23 protein-coding genes are annotated in these 23,227 nt (G+C 68.4%); 5 read left to right on the forward strand and 18 right to left on the reverse strand.

Going from position 1 to position 23,227, the window contains the following annotated elements:
* Nucleotides 1-146: 146 nt before the first annotated feature.
* The 7 genes from ACIA58_RS03120 to dacB all read right to left on the reverse strand — a co-directional run bounded on the left by ACIA58_RS03120 (nucleotide 147) and on the right by dacB (nucleotide 8,417).
* Entirely contained in the window at nucleotides 147-1,301 is a 1,155-nt protein-coding gene (locus ACIA58_RS03120) for a S1 family peptidase (protein WP_396401925.1), read from the reverse strand.
* Nucleotides 1,302-1,433: 132 nt separating this feature from the next.
* A complete protein-coding gene (gene folE / locus ACIA58_RS03125) occupies nucleotides 1,434-2,006 on the reverse strand; it encodes a GTP cyclohydrolase I FolE (protein ID WP_396401926.1) in 573 nt (190 codons plus the stop codon).
* A gap of 68 nt (nucleotides 2,007-2,074) precedes the next feature.
* On the reverse strand, nucleotides 2,075-4,120 hold the full coding sequence (ftsH, locus tag ACIA58_RS03130; protein WP_396401927.1) for an ATP-dependent zinc metalloprotease FtsH: 2,046 nt from the start codon (nucleotides 4,118-4,120) through the stop codon (nucleotides 2,075-2,077).
* A 175-nt stretch (nucleotides 4,121-4,295) separates the two neighbouring features.
* Nucleotides 4,296-4,847: a hypoxanthine phosphoribosyltransferase gene (gene hpt / locus ACIA58_RS03135; protein ID WP_396401928.1), complete on the reverse strand. Its 552-nt coding sequence runs from the start codon at nucleotides 4,845-4,847 to the stop codon at nucleotides 4,296-4,298.
* A 5-nt stretch (nucleotides 4,848-4,852) separates the two neighbouring features.
* On the reverse strand, nucleotides 4,853-5,941 hold the full coding sequence (tilS, locus tag ACIA58_RS03140) for a tRNA lysidine(34) synthetase TilS (protein WP_396401929.1): 1,089 nt from the start codon (nucleotides 5,939-5,941) through the stop codon (nucleotides 4,853-4,855).
* Entirely contained in the window at nucleotides 5,913-7,007 is a 1,095-nt protein-coding gene (locus ACIA58_RS03145) for a zinc-dependent metalloprotease (RefSeq protein WP_396401930.1), read from the reverse strand. Before ACIA58_RS03145 ends, tilS begins: the two co-directional genes overlap by 29 nt.
* Nucleotides 7,008-7,058: 51 nt before the next feature.
* Nucleotides 7,059-8,417 (reverse strand): D-alanyl-D-alanine carboxypeptidase/D-alanyl-D-alanine-endopeptidase, encoded by a 1,359-nt coding sequence (gene dacB, locus ACIA58_RS03150; RefSeq protein ID WP_396401931.1) that lies wholly within the window; start codon nucleotides 8,415-8,417, stop codon nucleotides 7,059-7,061.
* Nucleotides 8,418-8,467: 50 nt separating this feature from the next.
* On the opposite strand from dacB, the gene ACIA58_RS03155 reads away from it, so the two are divergent.
* Nucleotides 8,468-8,956: an inorganic diphosphatase gene (locus tag ACIA58_RS03155; RefSeq protein ID WP_350866722.1), complete on the forward strand. Its 489-nt coding sequence runs from the start codon at nucleotides 8,468-8,470 to the stop codon at nucleotides 8,954-8,956.
* Here ACIA58_RS03155 and ACIA58_RS03160 read toward each other — a convergent pair.
* Nucleotides 8,950-9,384 carry a MarR family winged helix-turn-helix transcriptional regulator gene (locus ACIA58_RS03160; RefSeq protein ID WP_396401932.1) on the reverse strand — a complete coding sequence of 145 codons (435 nt, stop codon included), beginning with the start codon at nucleotides 9,382-9,384 and terminating at the stop codon, nucleotides 8,950-8,952. The genes ACIA58_RS03155 and ACIA58_RS03160 overlap by 7 nt on opposite strands.
* Nucleotides 9,385-9,471: 87 nt before the next feature.
* Between ACIA58_RS03160 and ACIA58_RS03165 the strand changes: the two genes are divergently transcribed.
* The 3 genes from ACIA58_RS03165 to ACIA58_RS03175 are packed head-to-tail and all read left to right on the forward strand — an operon-like array spanning nucleotide 9,472 to nucleotide 12,097.
* On the forward strand, nucleotides 9,472-10,434 hold the full coding sequence (locus ACIA58_RS03165; RefSeq protein ID WP_396401933.1) for a zinc-binding alcohol dehydrogenase family protein: 963 nt from the start codon (nucleotides 9,472-9,474) through the stop codon (nucleotides 10,432-10,434).
* Between the two features lie 18 nt (nucleotides 10,435-10,452).
* Nucleotides 10,453-11,343: a LysR family transcriptional regulator gene (locus ACIA58_RS03170; RefSeq protein ID WP_396401934.1), complete on the forward strand. Its 891-nt coding sequence runs from the start codon at nucleotides 10,453-10,455 to the stop codon at nucleotides 11,341-11,343.
* Nucleotides 11,344-11,389: 46 nt separating this feature from the next.
* A complete protein-coding gene (locus ACIA58_RS03175) occupies nucleotides 11,390-12,097 on the forward strand; it encodes an SDR family oxidoreductase (protein WP_396401935.1) in 708 nt (235 codons plus the stop codon).
* A gap of 9 nt (nucleotides 12,098-12,106) precedes the next feature.
* On the opposite strand, the gene ACIA58_RS03180 is transcribed toward ACIA58_RS03175, so the two are convergent.
* The 5 genes from ACIA58_RS03180 to ACIA58_RS03200 form a co-directional block, all read right to left on the reverse strand.
* Nucleotides 12,107-13,513: an NlpC/P60 family protein gene (locus ACIA58_RS03180; protein WP_396401936.1), complete on the reverse strand. Its 1,407-nt coding sequence runs from the start codon at nucleotides 13,511-13,513 to the stop codon at nucleotides 12,107-12,109.
* 248 nt (nucleotides 13,514-13,761) lie between these two features.
* A complete protein-coding gene (locus ACIA58_RS03185) occupies nucleotides 13,762-14,574 on the reverse strand; it encodes an endonuclease/exonuclease/phosphatase family protein (RefSeq protein ID WP_396401937.1) in 813 nt (270 codons plus the stop codon).
* A gap of 63 nt (nucleotides 14,575-14,637) precedes the next feature.
* Nucleotides 14,638-15,711 carry a WD40/YVTN/BNR-like repeat-containing protein gene (locus ACIA58_RS03190; RefSeq protein ID WP_396401938.1) on the reverse strand — a complete coding sequence of 358 codons (1,074 nt, stop codon included), beginning with the start codon at nucleotides 15,709-15,711 and terminating at the stop codon, nucleotides 14,638-14,640.
* A gap of 21 nt (nucleotides 15,712-15,732) precedes the next feature.
* Complete coding sequence (locus tag ACIA58_RS03195) at nucleotides 15,733-17,013, reverse strand: ThuA domain-containing protein (protein ID WP_396401939.1); 1,281 nt, start codon at nucleotides 17,011-17,013, stop codon at nucleotides 15,733-15,735.
* Between the two features lie 42 nt (nucleotides 17,014-17,055).
* Nucleotides 17,056-17,922 (reverse strand): helix-turn-helix transcriptional regulator, encoded by an 867-nt coding sequence (locus ACIA58_RS03200; RefSeq protein WP_396401940.1) that lies wholly within the window; start codon nucleotides 17,920-17,922, stop codon nucleotides 17,056-17,058.
* Nucleotides 17,923-18,020: 98 nt separating this feature from the next.
* Here ACIA58_RS03200 and ACIA58_RS03205 point away from each other — a divergent pair, with 98 nt between their 5' ends.
* Nucleotides 18,021-18,776, forward strand: coding sequence for an SDR family oxidoreductase (locus tag ACIA58_RS03205; RefSeq protein WP_396401941.1), 756 nt, complete (start codon nucleotides 18,021-18,023; stop codon nucleotides 18,774-18,776).
* 488 nt (nucleotides 18,777-19,264) lie between these two features.
* Here the strand turns inward: ACIA58_RS03205 and ACIA58_RS03210 are convergent, their stop codons facing one another.
* The 5 genes from ACIA58_RS03210 to ACIA58_RS03230 all read right to left on the reverse strand — a co-directional run bounded on the left by ACIA58_RS03210 (nucleotide 19,265) and on the right by ACIA58_RS03230 (nucleotide 23,195).
* Nucleotides 19,265-19,564, reverse strand: coding sequence for an MTH1187 family thiamine-binding protein (locus ACIA58_RS03210; protein WP_396401942.1), 300 nt, complete (start codon nucleotides 19,562-19,564; stop codon nucleotides 19,265-19,267).
* On the reverse strand, nucleotides 19,561-21,135 hold the full coding sequence (locus ACIA58_RS03215) for an MDR family MFS transporter (RefSeq protein WP_396401943.1): 1,575 nt from the start codon (nucleotides 21,133-21,135) through the stop codon (nucleotides 19,561-19,563). The genes ACIA58_RS03210 and ACIA58_RS03215 overlap by 4 nt, the downstream gene beginning before the upstream one ends.
* Nucleotides 21,132-21,752 (reverse strand): TetR family transcriptional regulator, encoded by a 621-nt coding sequence (locus ACIA58_RS03220; protein WP_396401944.1) that lies wholly within the window; start codon nucleotides 21,750-21,752, stop codon nucleotides 21,132-21,134. Before ACIA58_RS03220 ends, ACIA58_RS03215 begins: the two co-directional genes overlap by 4 nt.
* Nucleotides 21,753-21,825: 73 nt before the next feature.
* Complete coding sequence (locus ACIA58_RS03225; protein ID WP_396401945.1) at nucleotides 21,826-22,836, reverse strand: hypothetical protein; 1,011 nt, start codon at nucleotides 22,834-22,836, stop codon at nucleotides 21,826-21,828.
* Nucleotides 22,833-23,195 (reverse strand): methyltransferase family protein, encoded by a 363-nt coding sequence (locus ACIA58_RS03230; protein WP_396401946.1) that lies wholly within the window; start codon nucleotides 23,193-23,195, stop codon nucleotides 22,833-22,835. Before ACIA58_RS03230 ends, ACIA58_RS03225 begins: the two co-directional genes overlap by 4 nt.
* Nucleotides 23,196-23,227 lie beyond the last annotated feature (32 nt).

Consider the following 23,227-nt stretch of genomic DNA (forward strand, 5'->3'; position numbering starts at 1 on the left):
ACGAGACACCGGTCCACCACCGGCAGCCCGTCCACGTGAACCCGCGATCCGTTTCCCACCCACACACCGTAGTAGGCCTATCCCCCACTCCAGCAACCAGCCGCACATTTCGCCGGCGGCGGGAGTGGAGCGGCGGTGCTCGATCCTCAGTTGGCGAGGATCAGGCGGGACTGCGTCGACTGGAGCGCCTCGGCGATCGGCTGGGCGTAGGACTCGTTGGTCCGGCCGGACTTCTCCAGGCACTGGCCGTTGATCAGGGCCGCGCCGCTGGTGATCCCCTGGGCGTAGTTCCCGGTCATGTTCGCGCCGCCGGAGTCACCTGCCTCGACGCAGGCGGTGTGCTGGAACAGCCCACGGACGATGCGGTTGCTGCCGTAGTTGACCGTGACGTTGCGCGCGACGATCCGTCCGCAGGTCCACCCGGTGCTCTTGCCCGACTTGCACAGCGTCGATCCGACCGTGGCGTCCGCGAGCCCCTTGACCGCGACGTTGCCGGCACCCCAGCCCTCGACGTACCCCTGCTGGTCCCAGCCCTCGATCACGCCGACCGAGCCGAAGTCGTTCCCCGGGAAGCTCGAGGTGTAGGTGTTGCCGAGGATGTACCCGTTCCGGCTGAACGACGGCTTGCCCGCCGTGCAGTGCCCCGCGGTCAGGAAGATCCGCGTGCCCTTGCGGGTCCGGGCGTTGAAGCCGAGCGAGCAGACGTACCCGGTGTTCTTGTCCACCTGCACGCCGCCGCGCAGGCTGAAGTCGTCCGCGGTCGTCCGGATCGTCCCCGTCACCTGGCGGACCGTCACCCGCTCGCCGTTCGCGACGGCGCGGGACAGGAACCGGTTGGTGATCGAGTCGTGCGCGCCCTTCGGCACCGATACGACGACGGTGCCCGAGACGGGATCGACGTACCAGGACCGGACCTTGCCGGCGCTCGACGTGACGGCCAGCTTGTTCAGCTCGCCCTGTACGGCGTTGAGCTGGTGGGCGGTGAACCGGACCAGGCGCGGGATCGCGCCGATCTGACGGACCAGCTGCGCCGTCGCGAGGTCGGACACGGCCACGATGAGCTTGCCGGTGTCGTCGTAGTAGCTGCCGACCACGCCCGAGTCGGACCCGAGCTGCGAGTCCAGGGTCTCCGCGACGAGCGGATCCTCGGTGGTCTTCCCGGCGGACTTCTTGGCGGGCGAGGTGGGCTGCCCGGTCCTGCTCCGCGTGTCGGCGGTGGCCCAGTTCGCCGCAACCAGCCCGGCGGTCGTCAGGACGACGACTCCGGCCAATGCGGCGCCGACCCGAAAACGCCCCGACATCCTGTCCTCCTCACACCGGCACCTGATCCCCGTTGGCCGAGTGCCACTACGGAAAGTAAACGCTCAGCGACAGAATGTCCATAGTGCCGGACTCTCAAACTTCAACGAAGGCAGGGCGCACGGGGCTACGGCTCAGCCGACGATCAGGCTCATCGCCTCCGCGCGGGTGACGGGATTGCGCAGTTGGCCGCGCACCGCGGAAGTGATGGTCTTCGCGCCCGGTTTCCGGACACCGCGCATGGTCATGCACAGGTGTTCGCACTCGATCACCACGATCACGCCGCGCGGCTCGAGGATCTCGACCAGCGATTCGGCGATCTGGGTGGTCAGCCGTTCCTGGATCTGCGGCCTTTTCGCGTACACGTCGACCAGTCGGGCCAGCTTCGACAGGCCGGTGATCCGGCCGTCGCGGCTCGGGATGTACCCGACGTGCGCGACGCCGGTGAACGGGACCAGGTGGTGCTCACACAGGCTCCAGACCTCGATGTCCTTCACCAGCACCATCTCGTCGTGCTCGAGCGCGAACGTGGTCGTCAGCACGTCCTCGGCGTTCTGACCGAGCCCGGCCGCGATCTCGGCGTACGAGCGGGCCACCCGGGCCGGTGTGTCCCGCAGCCCCTCGCGGTCCGGGTCCTCCCCGATCGCGAACAGCAGCTCGCGCACGGCCCGTTCGGCCCGCGCGTGGTCGAATTTCGGTGAGGTCATCCGGCCACTGTAATTTCGGCGCCGCAAACAGCGACGCCGCCACCCGATGGGTGGCGGCGTCGTGCTGGTTACTGCTTGTTCGGCGGGGTGGGTCCGCTGCCGTAGTCCGTCGGCCGGATCGCCTCGTCCGGACCGACCGAGCCGCCCGGCAGCACGTCGTGCAGCGAGCCGTTCTGCTCGGCGCGGGTCGAGCCGTTGCTGCCGGTCGGCATCACCGGCGGCTGGTCCGACGGCACCCGGGTGGACGAGCCGGTCCAGGCCGGCCGACGCTCCCGCATGATCACCGGCTCGAAGATCCGGGCGATCTGGTGCTTGTCCAGCGTCTCCTTCTCGAGCAGCTCCTCGACCAGATGGTCCAGGACCGCGCGGTTGTCGACCAGGATGTCGAAGGCTTCCTGGTGCGCGTTCAGGATCAGCTTGCCGACCTCTTCGTCGACCGCGGCCGCGATCTCCTCGGAGTAGTTCCGCTGGCTGCCGAAGTCGCGGCCCAGGAACGGCTCGCTGCCGTCCTGGCCGAACTTGATCGCGCCGAGCCGCTCGGTCATGCCGTACTGCGTGACCATCGCCCGGGCCAGCGCCGACGCCTTCTCGATGTCGTTGCTCGCGCCGGTGGTCGGGTCGTGGAAGACCATCTCCTCGGCGGCGCGGCCACCGAGCATGTAGGCCAGCTTGTCGAGCATCTCCGACCGGGTGGTCGAGTACTTGTCCTCGTCCGGCATCACCATCGTGTAGCCGAGCGCGCGGCCACGCGGCAGGATCGTCACCTTCTGCACCGGGTCGGAGTGCGGCAGCGCCGCGGCGACCAGCGCGTGTCCACCCTCGTGGTACGCGGTGAGCACCTTCTCCTTGTCCGACATCAGCCGGCTGCGGCGCTGCGGGCCGGCGATGACCCGGTCGATGGCCTCGTCCAGCCCCCGGTTGTCGATCAGCTGCGCGTTCGACCGGGCGGTCAGCAGGGCCGCCTCGTTCAGCACGTTGGCCAGGTCGGCGCCGGTCATACCCGGCGTCCGGCGGGCCACCGCGGTCAGGTCCACGTCCTGCGCCATCGGCTTGCCGCGCGAGTGCACCTTCAGAATCTTCTCCCGGCCGGGCAGGTCGGGCGCGTCGACGGCGATCTGCCGGTCGAAGCGGCCGGGCCGCAACAGTGCCGGGTCGAGCACATCGGGCCGGTTGGTGGCCGCGATCAGGATCACACCACCGCGGATGTCGAAGCCGTCCATCTCGACCAGGAGCTGGTTCAGCGTCTGCTCGCGCTCGTCGTGGCCACCGCCGAGGCCAGCACCACGGTGCCGGCCGACGGCGTCGATCTCGTCGATGAACACGATCGCCGGGGAGTTGGTCTTGGCCTGCTCGAACAGGTCCCGGACCCGGGAGGCGCCGACACCGACGAACATCTCGACGAAGTCCGAGCCGGAGATCGAGTAGAACGGCACACCGGCCTCACCGGCGACCGCACGGGCCAGCAGGGTCTTGCCGGTGCCTGGCGGACCGTAGAGCAGGACGCCCTTCGGGATCTTCGCCCCGACCGCCTGGAACTTGCCCGGCTCCTGCAGGAACTCCTTGATCTCGCCGAGCTCCTCGACCGCCTCGTCGACGCCGGCCACATCGGCGAACGTCGTCTTCGGGGTGTCCTTGGTGATCAGCTTGGCCTTCGACTTGGCGAAGCTCATGACTCGCGAGCCGCCGCCCTGCATCGAGTTCATCAGGAAGATGAACACCACCGCGATCAGCAGGAACGGGATCAGCGTGGAGAACACCTGGCCGATGAAGCTCGGCTTCGGGTTCTCGACGTCGTACCGCTCGATCTTGCCGTCCTGGAACAGGCTCTGCAGGTCGGTGCCGAGCGTCTCGGCCTGGCCGTCGACCCAGTGTGCCCGGAGCTTGGTGCCGTCGGTCTTCTCGACCCGGATCTCCTGGTCCGGATCGATCAGCGTCACCGACTTGATCGTCTTGTCGCTCGACGACTTGGCCTGCTGGATCAGCTGCACGACCTGGCCGGTCGCCTCGGTCTTGTATCCGGTCGAGCCGGTCAGGAGCTGCCCGATCACCAGTACGCCCAGGAAGGCGACGACGATCCAGAACAGGGGTCCGCGGAAGATGCGCTTCACGTCCATGATCGGGGCCTAGGCCCCGTCCCTCCTAGCTCGGCAGGCCCGGGTATGGCGGGCTTGTGACGGTAATACCAGTCCAAGTGTCTCGTGTCGCACAAGACAACACAGCACGAGGGTCACCAAAGGACAGTACGACCCGTTGTACAGGCCGTCACCAAGTCTGCCTTGTGGGAGCCGGTCAGGAGTAGACGTGCGGGGCCAGCGTCGCCACGCAGCGCAGGTTCCGGTACTTTTCCGCGTAGTCCAGGCCGTAACCGACCACGAACTCGTCCGGCAGCTCCAGGCCGACGTACTTGACCGGGACCCGCATCTTCGCGGCGTCCGGCTTCACGAAGGCCGTGCACAGCTCCAGCGAGGCGGGTTTCCGTGACTCCAGGTTGCTGACCAGCCAGCTCAGCGTGAGCCCGGTGTCGATGATGTCCTCGACGATCAGCACGTGCCGGTTGGTGATGTCGGTGTCCAGGTCCTTCTGGATCCGCACCACGCCCGACGACTTGGTCCCCGAGCCGTACGACGAGATGGCCATCCAGTCCATCTCCACGTGCCGGCTGAACGACCTGGCCAGGTCGGCCATCACCATCACCGCGCCACGCAGGACACCGACCAGCAGCAGGTCCTTGCCCTCGTAGTCGGCCTCGATCCGCGCTGCCAGCTCCCGCAGCTTCGCGAGGATCTCGTCCTCGGTGTAATGGATCTTGGTCAGGTCCTTCTCGATGTCCGCCGCGTCCACGGCCCTCAGCCTGTCACATCCGGACCGAGGATGATGAATCCGCCCTTGCGGATCGCGCGAATGCCCTGGGGCAGGTCGATCCACCGCTGGCCGCGCCAGTCGGTGACCAATGCCTCGACGGACGCAATGTGTCCGGCCGTCAGGTCGGTGGCCCGGCAGCCGGCCTCCAGTGCGGCCTGGCGCAGCACCCGGGTCCGGATCGCGGCGGGCTCGTCGGTGAGTACGCCGATCTCCGCGCGCACCTCGCCCTCGGCACGACCCAATGCGCTCTCGGCGACGTCCGCAGCGAGCAGGTCGAGCGCATCCGCGTCCGCCCGGAGCAGTCCCGCCGTACGGGCCAGCGCCTCGACCACACCCGGTCCCAGCGCCTCCTCGAGGACCGGCAGCACCTCATGCCGGACCCGGACCCGCGTGTACTGCGGGTCGTCGTTGTGCGGGTCGTGCCACGGCCGGAGCCCAGACGCGATGCACGCTGCCGCCGTAGTAGCTCGTGGTACCTCCAAGAACGGCCTCCGCAGCCGACCGACCGCGGGAGCCATCCCAGCCAGCGATCGACCCCCGGACCCACGCCCAAGACCAAGCAGGACCGTCTCCGCCTGGTCGTCACGGGTGTGGGCCAGCAGCACTACGTCTGCTCCCAGCTCGTCGGCCGCATCACGCAGAGCGTCGTACCGGGCTGTGCGAGCCGCGCCCTCCGGACCGCCCTCCGTGCCGACCTCCACCGGTCGGACCTGGACCGGGTCGAGCCCGAGCGTCCGGCACTGCTCCGCGGCCGTCTCCGCGACATGACTCGAATCAGCCTGCAGACCGTGGTCGACGACGACCGCTCCGGCGCGCAGACCGAGCTTGGGCGCCTCGAAGGCGGTAGCGGCGGCCAGGGCGAGCGAGTCCGTGCCGCCTGAGCAGGCGACCAGGACGGTCGTGCCCTGCGGTAGTTCGGCCAGCGTCGCCCGCACTGCCTCCCGGGCGCGGGCGATGGCCGGATGCAGCTTTCCCTTCCTGCGCTCGACCAGCTCCTGCACAGCCGACTCGGCCGACTGAGCCGACTGAGCCGACCCGGCCGGCTCAGCCGTGGAGTCGGGTGACCCAGGCATCGGGGTTCGCGATCTCGGTCTTGGTCGGCAGCGTGTTCGGGCCGGTCCAGACCCGGTTGAAGCCCTCCATGCCGACCTGGTCGACCACCCGACGGACGAAGGCGGCGCCGTCCTTGTACTGCCGCAGCTTCGCGTCCAGGCCGAGCAGCCGCTTCAGCAGCTGGTCCACCGGGTTGCCGCTCTGCCGCCGCGACGTGAACTTGGACCGGATGTTCTCCACCGTCGGGATGACCGACGGCCCGACCCCGTCCATCACGAAGTCCGCGTGGCCCTCCAGCAACGACATGACCGCGGTCAGCCGGTCCAGCACCGCACGCTGCTCCGGCGACTGCATCAGGTCCACCAGGCTCAGCTCGGCCTCACCACGCACAGACCGACCCAGCCGCTGCACGGCCTCGCGGAACATCGCCGCGTACGCCGACGCGTCCAGCTCGGCCTGGTCGAGGAACAGGGCGATCTCCGACCGCAGGTGATCCCGCAGCCACGGAACGGCGGTGAACTGCACCCGGTGCGTCTCCTCGTGCAGACAGACCCACAGGCGGAAGTCACGCGGTACGACGCCGAGCTCGGACTCCACGTGCATCACGTTCGGCGCCACGAGCAACAGCCGACCGGTCAGATTGGGCCTGTCCGGGTCCGGCTGCGCCGGGTAGAACGGGTCGAACTGACCGAGCACCCGGGACGACAGGAACGCGAGCAGCGCGCCGGCCTCGATCCCCGTCACCCGTGAGCCGACCGCCGAGGACAGACCGGGAGTCCGGTCCGCCTTCTCGCGCAGCTTGTCCGCCAGCGGCTGCAGCACGGTCCGGAAGCCGTCCGCGTTCGCCTGCACCCAGCCGGGCCGGTCCACGATCACCACCGGCGCCGTGGCCGACGTGGCCTGCAGCCCGGTGAACTCGCGCACGTGCCCCTCGGACTCGGCCGCGAACTGCCGCAGCTCGGCAACCACCTGGTCCGCCTCCGCACGGCTGACCGCCGGACCCGGGCGCAGCAACTTCCGCGCCACACCGGTAGCCAGCTGCCAGTCGACCATCTCGGTCGCGGTCCCGCCTTCAGCCGTACTCATACAACGACCCTAGTGCTATGTCCCAACATGCGCTGCTGGTCAGCCGCTTGGTCAGCAGCCGCAGTTGGCCAAGGCGGCGGTGGTCCGGTCCAGCGCAGCGCGGGCATCCAGGGTCTTCGGGACCGGGACGCTGTCGCTCGCGACCGCGAACACCAGCAGCGTGCCGGAGCGGTCGCGGGCGTACCCGGCCAGGCTGTGGACACCGGTGAGCGTCCCGGTCTTCGCATGGACCAGTCCGGTCCCCGGACTGGTCCCCGCGGTGGTGAAACGCTCCCGGAGGCTGCCGTTGAAGCCGGCGACCGGAAGTCCGGAGAGGAGATGCCGCAGCTCTGGGTGGTCCTTGGAGATCGCCACCCGGACCGCACCGGCGAGCAGGTCGAGCGGGACCTTGTTAGCCCGGGTCAGACCGCTGCCGTCGTAGATACGGGCCTTGCTGACGTCCAGGCCCAGTTTGGTGAGCGTGGCGCGCACGCCCTTGACGCCGCCGACGTACGAGCCGCCATTGCCCGTCGCGATGCCGACCTGCCGCAGCAGCACCTCGGCGCCGTCGTTGTCGCTGTGCTGGTTGATGTACTCGACGATCTGCCCGAGCGTCGGCGACTTCACCTGCGCCAGCGGGGCGACCTTCGCCTGAGCCGTCGCAGCCTTGACGGTCGGGGCCACAGTGATCCCATAGGTGCCCAGCAGCTTCGAGAACGAGGTGGCGGCTGCCTGAGCCGGCGAGGTCGACCGCTTCGCCATTCCCGGCGAGAGCCGGCCCTCGTTGACCCACAGTGCCGTGGTCGGCGCGGCGATCCCCTCGGGGACGTAGTTGGCTTCCCAGTTCGCGTTGACCGCCGGACCGGTGAACAGCGAGGCGTCGTACCCGAGGGTGACCCGGGTGACGCTCTGCGCCTTCAAGGCCTTCGCAGTACTCGCAGCGAGCGTCTGGAGAGTCGCACGAGCCGGGTAGTCCGGCGCCTGCTTCACAGCGAGCAGCGGGTCACCACCACCGACCAGGACGATCGAGCCCTTGCCGGCGCTCACGACCTTCGTGGCGAACGTGTGGTCCGGCCCGAGGGTCGACAGCGCCGAAACGGTGGTCAGGAGCTTCAGCGTCGAGGCCGGTGTGTACGGCGTGGCCGCTCCGACCGAGAACACCGCCTTGCCGCGCGAGGCGTCGTACACGTAGACACCGTGGTGCGGGCCGAGCGACGGGTCCTTGAGGATGGCGGCGAGCGCCTTGCCGACGCCGGCCGTCGTCGGCGCGACCCCTTCGGTCGTCGCCGGAGCCAGGACGGCCGGTGCCTGCTGGGTGGTCCGGACGGATCCGGGTACGGCGCGTGCGCTGCTCACCAGGCCGGCGCACATGCTCGTGCACAGCGCCGTGGTGAGTAGCGTGACGAATGCCGCACGGGCAGGTCGTGCCACCGGGCTGCTCCTGTCATTCGGTCGGTCGGAACCGTGACAGTATCTGCCGTATGGAGTTCGACGTCTTCATCGAGATCCCCAAGGGCACCCGTAACAAGTACGAGCTGGACCACAAGACCGGGCGGCTCCGGCTGGACCGGACCCTGTTCACGGCCACCCAGTATCCGTCCGACTACGGGTTCATCGAGGACACCCTCGGTCAGGACGGCGACCCGCTGGACGCGCTCGTCCTGCTCACCGAGCCGACCTTCCCCGGCTGCCTGATCAAGGCCCGGGCGATCGGCATGTTCCGGATGACCGACGAGAAGGGCCCGGACGACAAGGTGCTCTGCGTCCCCGCCGGTGACCCGCGTCAGGAGCACCTGCGCGACATCCACCACGTGCCGGAGTTCGACCGGCTGGAGATCCAGCACTTCTTCGAGGTCTACAAGGACCTCGAGCCCGGCAAGTCGGTCGAAGGCGCCACCTGGGTCGGCCGCACCGACGCCGAGGCCGAGATCACCGCTTCCTTCGAGCGTCTGAAGACCGAAGGTCACTGATCGGCTGACAGCCGGCGCAGGAGCGCCAGCAGGGTCTTGCGCTCCGTTGCCGTCAAGGGCTCCAGGAGGTCCGCCTCGGCGGCGTAGATGAGTTGGTCCATCGAGTCCAGCTGCTTCTCGCCGGCCGGGGTGATGGCCACGATCTTGCGGCGCCGGTCGGCGGGGTCGACCCGCCGGGCCAGGAACTTCAGCTCCTCGAGCTCGTCGAGCAGCGTCACCAGGTCGCTGCGATCGAAGCCGATGCGGTCGGCAAGGGTCGCCTGAGCGGCCTCGCCGTCGTCGGCGAGGCTGGCCAGCACGTGGTAGTGCTGCGTCCGGACACCGGCCTGCGTCATGTGCTGCCGGACCAGCCGCTGGGACTGCTGGCTCGCCCGACCCAGCGCCCACAGCACCCGGTCGGCCAGCCGATGCGTCGGCGCCTTCTTCACCCCCCAACTCTATTGGCAAGCCTCGGGCCTGGCGTTATCGTGGGAATGACCCATTATTTATTGAACCCACGATATGGAGATCCCACAATGCGCGCAGTGCGCTTCCACCGCCATGGCGGCCCCGAAGTCCTCCGGCTCGAGGAGGTCGCCGTACCCGAACCCGCCACCGGCCAGGTCCTGATCCAGGCCGAGGCGATCGGCGCGAACGCGATCGACGGCGTACTCCGCCGCGGCGGCTCGCCCTGGGACCGCCCGCTCCCCGGCACCCTCACCGGCGACGTCGTCGGCCGCATCGTCAAGCTCGGTCCTGACACCCCGCCCGGCGTGGCCGTCGGCCAGCGCGTCTCGGCATTGACCGTGGACGCCTTCGCCGACTACGCGGTCGCAGACGCCGGCTTCCTCGCCACGATTCCCGACGACGCCGATCCGGGCGAGGCCACGATGATGTCGCTGACCGCCCCGCTCGCCCTCCGCGTGCTCGAGTCCGGGCGCATCCCCGCCGGCGGCACCGTCCTGATCCAGTCCGCCGCCGGCACGATCGGACACCTCGCGACCCAGCTCGCCCGCTTCTACGACCCCAAGACGATCATCGGTACGGCGTCCAGCCCGGAGAAGCTCGACTTCATCCGGGAACTGGGCGCCGAGCCCGTCGACCTGACCGACCCCGAGTGGCCGGCGAAGGTGAGTGCCCTCGCCCCGGACGGCGTCGACACGGTCCTCGACGCCGTCGGTGGCACGGTCTTCACCCAAGGCCTCGACCTGGTGAAACCCCTCGGCACGATGGTCTCGTACGGCGCCATCACCACCGAGGTCCCCGCCGTACCGGTGCTCGGCCTGCAACTGCGGACCCTCACCGGCGTCTCCCTCTACGGCTGGCAGCAGGCCCGCCCCGACGAGGCCCGCGCCGACATCGCCGAGGTCACCCGCCGCTGGCAGTCCGGTGAGCTCCGCCCGGTCGTCCACGCCACCCACCCGCTCACCGACGTCGCCCGCATCCACGAGACCCTCGACGCCCGCGCCAACCTCGGGAGACTCATCGCCGTCCCCTGAGCGCTCTAGAATCAACGGGTGGAGCTGCGGCAGATGCGGTACTTCGTCGGCGTCGCGGAGGAACTGCATTTCGGCAGGGCCGCCGAACGCCTGTACATCTCCACCCCGACCCTGAGCCAGCAGATCAAGCAGCTCGAACGCGAGGTCGGCGCCACCCTGCTGATCCGCCACAGCCGCGGCGTCGAACTCACCCCGGCCGGCCAGGTGTTCCTGGCTCGCGCACGGGAGACGATCCAGGCGGCCGGCCTGGCGCTGAAGGACACGCGCCGGGCCGCCGGCCTGGACGAACCGGTCCTCCGGCTCGGGCTGCTGAACGGCGTCCCCGGCCGGCTCCCCGCCGCGCTCGAACAGCTCGCCACCGAACGCTTCCCGAACAGCACCGTCACCCTCGAGGCCGGCACGACCACCGATCAGCTCCGGATGCTCACTGCCGGCGAGATCGACCTCGGCCTGGTCCGCACCCCACTGACGTTGCCTCCGGCAATCACTTCCGAACATCTCGCGGACGAGGAGCTCGGCGTACTGCTGACCGCCACCCACCCGCTCGCCGCGCGGCCCGAGCTCACGCTGGACGACCTGGCCGGCCTCGAGCTGATCTGGATCCCCCGGGCCGCGGCGCCGGAGTTCCACGACGACGCGCTCCGGGCCATCGGCCCCGGCGTACGGCTCAGCGACATCAGCATGAGCCACTCGCAAGTCCGCTCGGCGCTGCTCGTCCGCCGGTCGGCCATCAGTCTGGGATCCCGTCGCGCCGCGACCGCGGACGTCGTCTGGCGACCGATCGAAGGCCGTCCGCTGATCGCCCGGTACGCCGCCGTCTGGCGCATCGACTCGCGCAACCCAGTGCTCCGGGCAATGGTCGTTAGTCCCGGCCTAACGATCGTTAGGCAGCAGGTCGTGGTGGACTGACACCGGCGGTGGTTGGCTCGAAACATCAACCACCGAAGGAGATTCAGTGCAGGAACACGTAGTGATCGTCGGCGGCAGCTCCGGCATGGGCCACGCTCTCGCCGCGGAGCTCGTTGCCCAAGGCAGCGAAGTCACGATCGCCGGTCGCTCACCCGACAAGCTCGAAGCGGTACGCCGGGAGCTCGGCGTACAGACCGTTGCCATGGACCTCGGAATCGAGTCGGACATCGAGCGGCTCTTCGCCACCACGGGCAAGGTGAACCACATCGTCACCACCGCCGCGGACGTCGGCGGCGCCTACCAGCCGATCAGCAAGTACGACGTGGACGCGGCGCGATCCGCGGTCGACTCCAAGTTGCTCGGGCCGTTGCTGCTCGCCAAGCACGGCGCGTCGGCGCTCGAACCGGAGGGCTCGATCGTGTTCACCTCGGGTATCGCGGCGTACCGCCCCGGACCACGCGCATCGTTGCTCGCGGCACTCAACGGCGCGCTGGCGTCGCTCGCCGCGGCGCTCGCGGTCGAGCTCGCGCCGATCCGGGTCAACGTGGTGTCCCCCGGCTGGGTCGACACCCCGATCTGGCAGGACGTCGCCGGTGACGCGGCGCCCGCCACCTTGGCCGCGATGGCGGCGCGCCTCCCGGTCGGCCGGATCGGCCGGACCCAGGACATCGCGGCCGCCATCATCGCCCTGCTACGCAATGGATTCATCACCGGCACCGTTCTACACGCCGACGGCGGACACCGGCTGGTCTAGACAAGCAGGTCAGGGACGCCCGAAGAAGTTCGGCGGGATCCAGTAGTAGACGCTGGCGATCTGCACCGGCTTCCCGGTCCTCGGCGCGTGGATCATCTGCCCGTTGCCGATGTACATCGCGACGTGGTGGATGGTCGCCGGGTCGTTCGGGTTGGTGGCCCAGAAGATCAGGTCGCCGGGCCGCAGGTCGTCCTCGTCGATGTGCTGGATCTGCTCGTACTGCGCGGCGCTGTAGTGCGGCAGCTGGACCCCGGCCCGCTCCCAGGCGCCCATCACCAGGCCCGAGCAGTCCCACCGCGACGGCCCGGTGGCGCCCCACAGGTACATGTCGCCGAGCTGCTTCAGCGCGAAGCTGATCGCGTCGTGCGCGTCTCCGCCCGAGCTGTGCCCGCCGCCGTTGTCGTTGTCGTCGTTGCGCCCCGGCGAGGACGGCTTGTGCTTCGGCGGCTTCTTGCCGTGGTTCTTCTTCGCCTCTTCCCGCGCTTCCTTCTCCTCGCGGGCCCGCTCGGCCGCCTCGGCACGGCGCTCCGCGGCCTCGCGGGCGGCGATCCGGCGCTTCAGCTCGGCGGCCTTCCTCGCGGCGAGAGCGGCGGCCCGTTGTCGCGCAAGCTCCTCGAGTCCCCGCTGCCGCTGGGCGGCAACCTTCACCGAAGTGTTCTGGAGTACGGCGAGCTGGGCGATCGACTGCGTGCGCTGCACCCCGATCGCGGTCACGGCCGCGGACTGTGCCGCCTCCGCGGCCTCGGCCGCCTTCTTCGCCTTGGCGGCCTCGTCGGCCGCCTTCTTCACCTTCACGACCGCCTGATCGGCCTGCACCTTGAAGAGGTTGGTCATCACCTGGGTCGCCGAGAAGCGCAGGTACGAGCCCTGCATCGCGGCCGATACCGAGCGCGCGGCGCCGGCGGAGTCGAGCAGATCCTGCGGACCGTTCGCGGTGAACAGCGGCGCGATCTTCGCGACGTCGCCACCACCTTGGTACGACGCGGCGGCGAAGCGGCCGATCTGCTGCCGCTGGACGGCGAGCGTCTGCTCGGCCTCCTTCGCACGGGCCGCGGCGGCGGTCGCCTCGGCCTGGGCCTGCTGCAGCCGGTAGACGGCACCGTTGTAGGCCTCGTCGGCGATGCCGGACTGGATGCCGAGCTGCTCGAGCCTCGCGTTCGCCGCGGCGAGTTGCCGCTCGATGGCGGCGACCTGGCCGGCCTTCGAGGCGGCGGCCTGCTTGGCCCGCTCGACCGCGGCCTTGGACGGGATCACCGGCGGCTTCGGCTTGGCAGCCTCGGCCGGGAGCGTAGGCATCGCCATCGAGCCGGCCAAGCAGATCGCGAGCACCCCGGACAGCAGGGCTTTGCCTGCCCGACCGGTCTTCCCAGTGCTCCCGACCCGCCTGCCGGACGTGGCCCTGGGGGGCGTCCGCATCGGGATCGTTCCTTCCGCCGGTCACGAACCCCTTCCCCAGGGTTCGTGAACTTTTGGTCCTCCTGGACCACATACGTGACACTAGTTGCCTACAGCCCCAATGGGAACAGCTTTCACACAAGTAACTTTGTTTCACCCGTGTGTCGACTTGACAAACTACAAGCTTGTAATTCCGCGAAGTCCCAGGTGGGCGCGCGAAAACGCCCTCCGGCCGGAGCCGGAGGGCGTTCAGGTGACGCGTCAGGTGTTCAGCGGAGGGCGAACGTGGCGACCACCGGGAGGTGGTCCGAGGCCGGAGTCACCGGCACAGCGGCCTTGACCGGGCTCAACCCCGCACTGTGCAACTGGAAGTCGATCCGCTTGGTCGGGTTGCCGGCCTCGATGGTGTAGCCCGGTCCGTCGCCGACCTCGGCCCAGGTGTCGCCGTACACGGCGGTCAGGGTCTTGATCTCCGGCGCGTCCGGCGTCGCGTTCAGGTCGCCGACGAGCAGGGTCGGCGTACTCGAACCGCTCAGCAGCTCGACCACCTTCTGCGCCTGCTCCAGCCGCTCGGCGTTGTTGTTGCTGGTCAGGTGCGTGTTCGCGAACCGTAGGTCGGCCCCACGGACCTTGATCTTCGCCACCGCGAGACCGCGCTGCTCACCGGTCGGGTAGAGCGGCAGAAGCGTGTTGGTGAAGTCCTTGATCGGGTACTTCGACAGGATCGCGGTCCCGTACTGGCGGCGCGGCTCGCCCGGGTTGACCGGCGGAAGGTCGAGGTTGGCGGCGTACGCGTAGTGCATGTTGAGCCGCTTGGCGAACCAGGCCGGCTGGTCCACCCAGTTGCTCCGCACGTCCCAGTGCCGGTCGACCTCCTGGAGCCCGATCACATCGGCCCCGGACTTCTCGATCAGTACGGCGATCCGCTCGAGATCGAGCACTCCGTCGATCCCCGCGCCGTGATGGATGTTGTACGTCATCACCGTCAACGGCCGCGGGGGCCGTCCGGTGTCAGGCTTCGCGGCGGCAACGGTCGGCACCACCATCAGGAACCCCACCAAGACCGTTAGTAATTTACGCATGCACCCATCCTTCCGGGAAACCGGCGACATTCGCACAACGAGCGAGTGTCGCCGGTCTGAATGTCAGTGCACGAGGCGGCCGACAGCGCCGTTCGCCCCAGAGGCCCAGCAGCCGGCGTGGGAGCCGTGGCCGGCGCACTCGACGCTGTCGAAGCTGCCGTCGTAGAACTGCTTCCAGCTGCGTCCGCCGTCGAAGCTCACGTCGCTCCCGGACGGTCCGACCGCGACGACCGTGAACGGCGACCACGGGACGAAGTGCGACCCGCTGCGGTACCCCTTCGGCGCCTTGTCCGCGGGCACGAGCTTCCAGGTGCGACCGCCGTCGTACGTCACCGACGCCGCCTTCACCGCCTCGGTCGGCTTCTCGAAGTCACCGCCGACCGCGACGCCGAACAGCGGGTTCCGGAAGGCGAGGCTGAAGATCCCGGCCGCCGGACCACTGGCCATCGGCGAGTCCGAGACCTTCCAGTTCCGACCGCCGTCGTTCGTCCGGAACACCCGCGGCCGGTCGCCGCCGCCGGTCGCGAACCACGCGCTCCGACCAGGCCCGGCGACGAGGCAGGTCCCGCTCGCCGCGAACGCGAACTCGCCGGTGAGCGCCGCCGGCATCCCCGCGTTCGACTGCACCTTCCACGACTTGCCGCCGTCCGACGTCGCCGCGATCCGGAACTTCCCGTCCACCGGGTCGCTCATCGCCAGCCCGTGCTTGTCGTCGTTGAAGGCGAAGCAGTCGTAGAACGCGTTCACGTCGGTGTTCCGGAACGTCTCGGTCCAGGTCTTGCCGCCGTCGGCGGTGCGGTAGACCCGGGACTCCTCACCGGGCCCGATGGACAACGCGACGGCACGCTTCGCGTCGAACGCCTCGACGTCGCGGAACTGCAGCGCCTCCGCACCCTCCGGGCTGACGTTCTGCCAGTGCCTGCCGCCGTCGACGGTTCGCAGTACCGTCCCCGCGGTCCCACCCACCCAGGCGACATCCTTGCTGACCGCCGCAAGCCCGCGGAACTGCGCCGTACTCCCGGTCGGCGTCAGCTCCCAACGGTACGACGGCCCGCCGTGCGCCTGGGCGGGAATTACCTGGGACGACATCAACAACAAACCTCCTGCCGCCAAAGCGGCCACACGCAGGATTCTCATGCGCGGCAATCTAACCAGAGGTCATGTCAGCTTGAAGGACTGCGCGGTGCTGGAGTTGCAGGTGAGTTGGACTAGTTGGGTGCTGTCGGCGGTGGAGCCGCCGGGGACCGTCAGGCACTTGTTGCTGAAGCGGCTGACGAAGTGGAAGTAGCCGCTGCCTTCGGACACGGCCTGCCACTGCTGGTTGTTTCCGTTGCTGTACGTCCACAACTGCAGGCCGGCGTTGTCGGCGGCGGACACTCCGGTCACGTCGATCACCTTGGTGGCGTCGTTGTGGTTGTTGACCCGCGTGAAGCCCCCGGACGTCGGCTGGAACTGGAACTGCTGCGCCTGCGTGCCGTTGCAGGTGTACTGCTGGATCACCGTGCCGTTGGCGACCCCGGCCGCGCGGGCGTCGACGCACTTTCCGTTGGCCTTGTTGGCGAGCTGGTACCACGCGGTCGGCGACGGCTGGTCGACCGGCGGCGTCGTACCGCCACCGCCCAGCCACTTCAGCGCGTCCATCATGAACTGGTTCTGCGCGGGGCTGTCGAACGTGGACGACAGCCGGGTGTTGGTCTCGTAGTTCATCGCGTTGTGGCCGAAGTTCGCGTAGATCATCTTGTAGTTCTTGTTGGTCCAGATGATCGGGTAGTAGCCCGAGGTCCAGATGTTGCCCTGCTGGTTGCCGACCGGGAAGCTCGCCGGGTCGATCGAGGCGAGAACCTGGATGTCGGGGTTGTTCCGCAGGTCGTTCTGCCAGCTGTACCACTCGCTCACCGACGAGCGGAACGTCGCACCCGTGTTCACCAGCGACGGGTGCGAGCGATTCTCGGTCCTCAGGGTGACCGCGCTGGGTCCCCAGGTGTTCGACTCGAACCGGCCGGTGCCGAGCAGCGTGTTGTTGAACCACGGCCAGCCGCCGCTCGCGTCGTTGTACGCCGACACGTGGAAGCCGAAGAACGCGCCGCCATGGTCCATGTAGTTCTTGAATCCGTTGCGCTGAGCGTCGCTGTGCGGCGAGTCGTCGAGGAACATGACGACCTGGTACTGCGACGCGCTCAGGTTGTTGAGCTGGTCCCAGTTGTTGGTCGCGGTGTACGAGAACCCGTTCTGGGCGCCGAACTGCGGGAAGCGCTGATTGGCTTCCTTCTCGAAGTCGATGTGGGCGGCGTCGTAGGTGCCGCTGTAGAACGCGAGCACGTTGAAGGTCGCTTCGACTTTGGCGACCGCGGTGGAGGTGAGCCCGGTGACCAGCAGCACCAGGGCGAGCAGGGCTGCGAACAACCGGAATCTGGGCAGGCGAAATCGATCGGAAAGCATGGGGGCGGACCTTTCCGTCAGAACCTTATGAAATTTCAGGACTTAAATTAACTCCCGATCAAAGCCCTGTCCAGAGTTCATCGCCTGACTTCCCAGAACGCCCAGCAACTGCAGCTTCTCCGCGCTCTCACTGCCCGGCTCCGCGGTGAACACGATCAGCGTCTGCTGCTGGTCCCGGTTGTCGATCAGCTCGCAGTACAGCTCGAGGTCGCCGACCGCCGGATGGTGGAACCGCTTGGTCTGGCTGTGCGCGACGACGACCTCGTGCGCGTTCCAGATCGCCGCGAACTCCGGGCTCAGCTTCTGCAGCGCCTTCACCAGCGAGGCGGAGTACGACTTCGGCCCGTCGATGGTCGCGGTCGTGCGCAGCATCGAGACCAGCAGCTTGCTGTGGGTGGTGAGCTCGGGCTCCGCGTACAGCGCCCGGGTCTCCGGATGCACGAACCAGCGATAGACCTCGCTGCGCTCCATGCCCTGGAAGTTGGTCAGCTCTCCGGCGAAGGCGACGTGCGCCGGCGTCTGCGCGAGGACCTCGCCGCACCAGTTCAGCAGCATCGCGGGGGTGTCGTGCAACCGGTCCAGGATCCGCAGCATGCCTGGATCGACGTGGCACGCCCGCGTCGTGCGCGGCGGCGTACCGTGACCGGCCAGCAGGAACAGGTGGTCGCGCTCCTCGAGCGTCAGCCGGAGCGCGCGGGCGATCGCGCCGAGCATCTCGACCGACGGCTGCGGGCCGCGTCCGCCCTCGAGCCGGCTGTAGTAGTCGGTCGACATCGACGCCAGCGCGGCGACCTCCTCGCGGCGCAGACCGGGGGTACGGCGCCTGCGCCCGCGGGGCATGCCCACGTCTTCGGGTTGCAGGGCCTCCCGGCGTTTGCGCAGGAAGTCGGACAGGTCGGCGTACTCCATGACTCCAGTGTCCACGGCATCCGGCGTTATCCACTGCTTGCCGAGCAGTGGTTGAGTGCAGCCTGGTTGCCGACGGCATCCGGCCGCAGGCTGGAGACATGAAAACCACAGGGAACACGATCTTCATGACCGGCGGTACGTCGGGTATCGGCCTCGAGCTCGCCCGCCGGTTCCGCGACCTCGGCAACACCGTGATCATCAGCGGCCGCCGCCAGGAACTGCTGGACACGATCGCCGCCGAGGACGGGATCGAAGGCATCTACCTCGACGTCGCCGACCCGGCCTCGATCACGGCCGCGTTCGAGAAGGTCACCAGCAGCCACGACGTCAACGTGCTCGTCACGATGGCGGGCATCATGCAGGTCGAGGACCTCCGCGACCCCGGTCACCTGCCGACCGCGGAGCAGACCATCGAGATCAACCTGCTCGGCACGATCCGGGCGATCGCCACGTTCACGCCGTACCTGCTGACGCAGCACGATCCGGCGATCCTGACCGTCTCCTCCGGTCTCGCCTCGGTGCCGCTGACGGTTACCCCGACGTACAGCGCGACGAAGGCCGCGATCCACAGCTATACGCAGAGCCTGCGCATCCAGCTCGCCGACACCGGCATCCAGGTCATCGAGGTCGTCCCGCCCGCCGTCCAGACCACCCTGATGAACCAGGAAGACGACGACCGCGCAATGCCCCTGCAGGAGTACCTGGACGAGACGATGACCATCCTCGAGCAGCAGCCCGACGCCGACGAGATCCTGGTCGACCGGGTCCGCTTCCTCCGCCACGCCGAACGCGAAAACCGCTACACCAACGTCCTCAACACCCTGAACCCGCCAAGCAACACCCACAAGAACTAAAACCACAAAAGAAGAACATGTATGGGTGGTGGCTCGCTCGGGCGGTCCGCCGAAGGTTTCGGAGCGGTGGCCGGCTTCCGCGACCGGCGATCACGCTGGTCAGACCGGGCTCGTGCCCGGCGGGGGAATCTGGTGGGTGGAGGTGTGACTGCTCGGTAGATCCGCGACTCTCACCGATCGGTTGGTCCCATCCAGATCGGTAGGCACGGTCTGGGTGCCCCAACCTCCCAGACCCGACAGCGAACTCCGCCCGTTCGCCGAGTCGTGGCAACTGGCTCGGAGTGCGTCCGCCGAGTCGTGGAATGTGGTTCGGAAAATCTGCCGTGATCCACGACTGGGCGTACGGGGTCGGAGCCGTTCGCCACGACCCGGCGGGGTTCTGGATGACGCAGGCGACCTGCGGCTCAGCCGGAGCCGGTCACCACTCTGAATCTCTTTCTCTTCTTTGGTCTTTCCTTCAATTTCTTCCGAGAAGAGCTGTCGCGTGCTCAGTCCGCCAAAGCCTGCTCGATCCGCTCCACCTTCGCCGTCAGCTGGCCCGTGTACCCGGGCCGGATGTCAGCCTTCAGCACCAAACTCACGCGGGGCGAGACGGCGGCGACCGCGTCGACGGCCTGCTTCACAACAGCCATCACCTCGTCCCACTCGCCCTCGAGGTTGGTGAACATGGCGTTGGTCTCGTTGGGAAGACCGGAGGCGCGGACGATGCGGACGGCCTCGGCCACCGCCTCGCTCACACCCCCGGTCTCGTCACCGGCCGACGGGCTGATGCTGAATGCGACGATCATGCGTCCAGGATGTCAGGCTCCTCAGCAGCGCGGCGCTCGGCTCCGGATGTGGTGAGTAGCGCCTTCTCCTTGATGAACAGGACGGCGACCAGCGCGAGGACGGCGAAGGGGACCGACATCATGAAGAGGTCGGCCGTGGCGTCGCCGTAGGCGTTCTCTACTACGGTGCGGACCTGCTCGGGGAGGTCCTTGATGTTCGGGACCGCGCTGCCGCCGCCGGACGAGGCGCCGCCGGGGTTGAGCGTCTCGGTGACCTTGTTGGCCAGGATCGCGCCGAGGACGCTGACGCCGATGGTGCCGCCCATGCTGCGGAAGAAGCTGACCGCCGAGGTGGCGGCGCCCAGCTCCCGGGCCGGTACGTCGTTCTGCGCGGCGAGGACCAGGTTCTGCATGACCAGGCCGATGCCGACACCGAGCACGAGCATGAACGCCCACAGCATGTACTTCGACGTCTGCGCGTCGATCGTGCCGAACAGCGCCAGGCCGATCGGCAGCAGCACGCTGCCCACGACCAGGAAGATCTTCCACTTGCCGTACTTCGTGATCAGCCCGCCGGCGATCGTGGAGGCGACCATCATGCCGATGATCAGCGGCAGGCTCATCAGACCCGCCTTGGTCGGCGAGTAGCCCTGCGCGATCTGGAAGTACTGCGCCAGGAACACCGAGCCGCCGAACATCGACACACCGACCAGCGCGCTGGCGATGATGGACAGCGTCACGGTGCGGTTGCGGAACAGATCCATCGGGATGATCGGCTCGGGGTGCCGGCGCTCGACCAGCACCGCGGCCACCAGCACGACCAGCGCCGTGCCGACCAGCCCGAAGCTCCAGCCGGAGACCCACTCGAACTTGTTGCCGGCGAACGAGGACCAGACCAGCAGCGTGCTCACGCCGCCCATGATCAGCACCGCGCCCCACCAGTCGATCTTCACTTCCCGGCGTACGGTCGGCAGCTTCAACGTGCGCTGCAGCAGCACGATCGCCGCCAGCACGAACGGCACGCCGACCAGGAAGCAGGCCCGCCAGCCGAGCGGCGAGTCGACCAGGAAGCCACCGAGCAGCGGTCCGCCGACGGTCGCCGACGCGAAGATCGCGCCGAAGATGCCGGAGTACCTGCCGAGCTCACGCGGCGGGATGATCGCCGCCATCACGATCTGCACCAGTGCGGTCAGACCACCGCCGCCGAGCCCCTGCAGGACCCGGCTGCCGAGCAGTACTTCGATGTTCGGCGCGAAGCCGGCGACCAGCGAGCCGACCACGAAGAAGCTCAGCGACAGCTGGACGAGCAGCTTGTTGTTGTAGAGGTCGGCCAGCTTGCCCCACAACGGCACCGTGGCCGTCATCGTCAGCAACTCCAGCGTCACGACCCAGGTGTACGAGGACTGGCTCGCACCCAGGTCGTGGATGATCCGCGGCAGCGCCGTCGACACGATGGTGCCGGCCAGGATGGCCACGAACAGCCCCATCATCAGACCGGACATCGCCTGCACGGTCTGTCGCGGGGTGAGTGCGACGGTGGCGGTGGCCTCACCCGCCGCCGGCTCCGGCGTGGATGAAGACGTCGTCGTCATGAGTGACCTTTCTCGTCGATCGGCCCGAAGGCGGTATCAATGCCTTGGGCAAGTAGTTGGAAGCCTTCGCGGACGAGCTCGCCGACCGGCCGGCCGGGAGCGGCCTTGTGCAGCTCCATCGCCACCCGGCAGGCGGCGCCGGCGGCGCTGACGATCAGCGCCGGGCGGGTGGAGCCGGCCGGCTCGCCCATCCGCTCCGACAGGGCGGCGGTGAGTTGCCGCTCGTCGTCGATGCTCGACAGCATCAGCTGGTACAGCAGGGCCGGGGAGCTCATGATCAGCTCGCCCCGGCGGGACAGCTGGCCGTCGCTCTCCAGGTCGCGCAGGACGTCCTGGACGACGTACCACATCGTGGTCAGCGGGGACTCCTCGGCGGGCGCGGTCCGCATCCGCTCCAGCGCCCGCTCGAGGTGCTCGGGGTTGCGCCCGAGGATCGCGTGCTCCTTGTGCGGGAAGTAGTTGAAGAAGGTCCGCACCGAGACGTCGGCCGCCTCGGCGATCTCCTCGACCGTGACGTGATCCGGCCCCTTCTCCAGCGCCAGCCGCAGCGCGGCATCGGCCAACGCCGCCCGCGTCTGCAGCTTCTTGCGCTCCCGCAACCCACCCTCAGCCGTCACCAGAACAGGCTAGGCTGATTCTTGCACTCACTGCAAACTATTAACCCTGCAACTTTGCAGACCTGCAGAATATCTACTCGCCGAACGGCTGCGGCTCCGAGCCCGGGATGAGGGAGCTGCGGAAGTACACCGGGTCCGCGAACGTGGCCGGCACCTTGCCGAGCCCCTGGATCACCGTGGCGGTCCCATTGGCGTGACCAACGGCGTACAGGTAGGCCGAACGGGTGTCCTTGTCGATGCCGAGCAGAACCACGCCGTACTGACCGCACTGCCCGGTGACGAGCGAGTCGAAGGCCTGCCAGGTGGAGGCACGGACCTTCTTGACGATCGGCTTCAGCGGCGGACTGAGCGGCACCCGGATCGTGTAGAGCGCGCCGCCGCGGGTGTTGGCCAGGAAGGTTTCGTACGTCGTGGTCTGACTGATCAACGCCATCGACTTCACCGAGGAGAACCCGGGCGCCGACTGCTTGTTCGACCATTCACCGGCCCGGCCGGCCTCCCAACGGAACAGCACACCGTCGGACCGGAGGGCGTACTGATGGCGCGTCTCGCTCCCGCCGCCGGCCGTCGAGTAGGCGCGGGTCGTGTCGAAGGCCGTGAAGTCACCCCACCCGCCGCCGACCAAGGCGTGGTGGACCGTCGTGGGATCCACCGCACCGGATCCGAAGAGGTCGTAGCCCGTGTTGTACATCGAGCTGCCCATGATCTGCCAGCCGGTCACCGATCCGCCGTACCCCTCAGGTGCGTCGGGGCTGACCACCATCGAACCGCTGAGCCGGACCTGACCATCCGGGAAGACGTTGAGGTCCCCCGAGCTGCCGTCCTGGTTGGTCACGGTCAGCGGCGAGGTCGCCCAGACCAACTTCCGCAGTACGTCGCCGCCCGCGGTGACCGAGCCGACTTTCACAACGCACGCAGCGCTCGCCGACCGGCCGGAAGCTACCGCCTGACCCGGAACGACGGCCGCGGCCGCCATCCCCAGGGCGGCACAGGCTGCGAGGACCGAACGATTCATGGTTACCGCCTCTTCGAGGATGTTGTTGCTCAGCTCGATGCGCCGCAACTGGGCAAAGTTGCAGGTCACGCGGCTCGGCGTAGACGAGGCAGCCAGGGCGGTACGACGCGACAGTAGTCCTCGTACTGACGCCCGTAGCGTTCCCGCAGCACAGGCTCCTCGTAGAAGTGGACGAAGGACGCCATCATGGCCCACGCGACCAGGCCGTACACGAGGACCCGCCAGTCGAGGAAGACCAGCGCCTGGCCGAGGATCGCGGTGACCACGCCGACGTACATCGGGTTGCGGACGAAGCGGTAGTCGCCGCCGACCACGAGCTCCTCGGTCGGCGCGACCGGGGCCGGCGTACCGCGGCCTTCCCGCACGAAGCGGACGAAGGCCCGCAGTACGACGAACGCGCCCGCACTTCCAAGGATCGCTTTGACCACCGGAATCCCCTATAATCTAAAGGCAGCCTCCG

Source organism: Kribbella sp. NPDC051586, assembly GCF_044453965.1.
In the GTDB taxonomy this organism is placed as follows: domain Bacteria; phylum Actinomycetota; class Actinomycetes; order Propionibacteriales; family Kribbellaceae; genus Kribbella.

Bases quoted from the DNA above. Each gene is read 5' to 3' on its own strand.
- ACIA58_RS03120 (WP_396401925.1), bottom strand. From the start codon at position 1,301: ATGTCGGGGCGTTTTCGGGTCGGCGCCGCATTGGCCGGAGTCGTCGTC.
- folE (WP_396401926.1), bottom strand. From the start codon at position 2,006: ATGACCTCACCGAAATTCGACCACGCGCGGGCCGAACGGGCCGTGCGC.
- ftsH (WP_396401927.1), bottom strand. From the start codon at position 4,120: ATGGACGTGAAGCGCATCTTCCGCGGACCCCTGTTCTGGATCGTCGTC.
- tilS (WP_396401929.1), bottom strand. From the start codon at position 5,941: ATGCCTGGGTCACCCGACTCCACGGCTGAGCCGGCCGGGTCGGCTCAG.
- ACIA58_RS03145 (WP_396401930.1), bottom strand. From the start codon at position 7,007: ATGAGTACGGCTGAAGGCGGGACCGCGACCGAGATGGTCGACTGGCAG.
- ACIA58_RS03155 (WP_350866722.1), top strand. From the start codon at position 8,468: ATGGAGTTCGACGTCTTCATCGAGATCCCCAAGGGCACCCGTAACAAG.
- ACIA58_RS03165 (WP_396401933.1), top strand. From the start codon at position 9,472: ATGCGCGCAGTGCGCTTCCACCGCCATGGCGGCCCCGAAGTCCTCCGG.
- ACIA58_RS03180 (WP_396401936.1), bottom strand. From the start codon at position 13,513: ATGCGGACGCCCCCCAGGGCCACGTCCGGCAGGCGGGTCGGGAGCACT.
- ACIA58_RS03185 (WP_396401937.1), bottom strand. From the start codon at position 14,574: ATGCGTAAATTACTAACGGTCTTGGTGGGGTTCCTGATGGTGGTGCCG.
- ACIA58_RS03190 (WP_396401938.1), bottom strand. From the start codon at position 15,711: ATGAGAATCCTGCGTGTGGCCGCTTTGGCGGCAGGAGGTTTGTTGTTG.
- ACIA58_RS03195 (WP_396401939.1), bottom strand. From the start codon at position 17,013: ATGCTTTCCGATCGATTTCGCCTGCCCAGATTCCGGTTGTTCGCAGCC.
- ACIA58_RS03200 (WP_396401940.1), bottom strand. From the start codon at position 17,922: ATGGAGTACGCCGACCTGTCCGACTTCCTGCGCAAACGCCGGGAGGCC.
- ACIA58_RS03205 (WP_396401941.1), top strand. From the start codon at position 18,021: ATGAAAACCACAGGGAACACGATCTTCATGACCGGCGGTACGTCGGGT.
- ACIA58_RS03210 (WP_396401942.1), bottom strand. From the start codon at position 19,564: ATGATCGTCGCATTCAGCATCAGCCCGTCGGCCGGTGACGAGACCGGG.
- ACIA58_RS03215 (WP_396401943.1), bottom strand. From the start codon at position 21,135: ATGACGACGACGTCTTCATCCACGCCGGAGCCGGCGGCGGGTGAGGCC.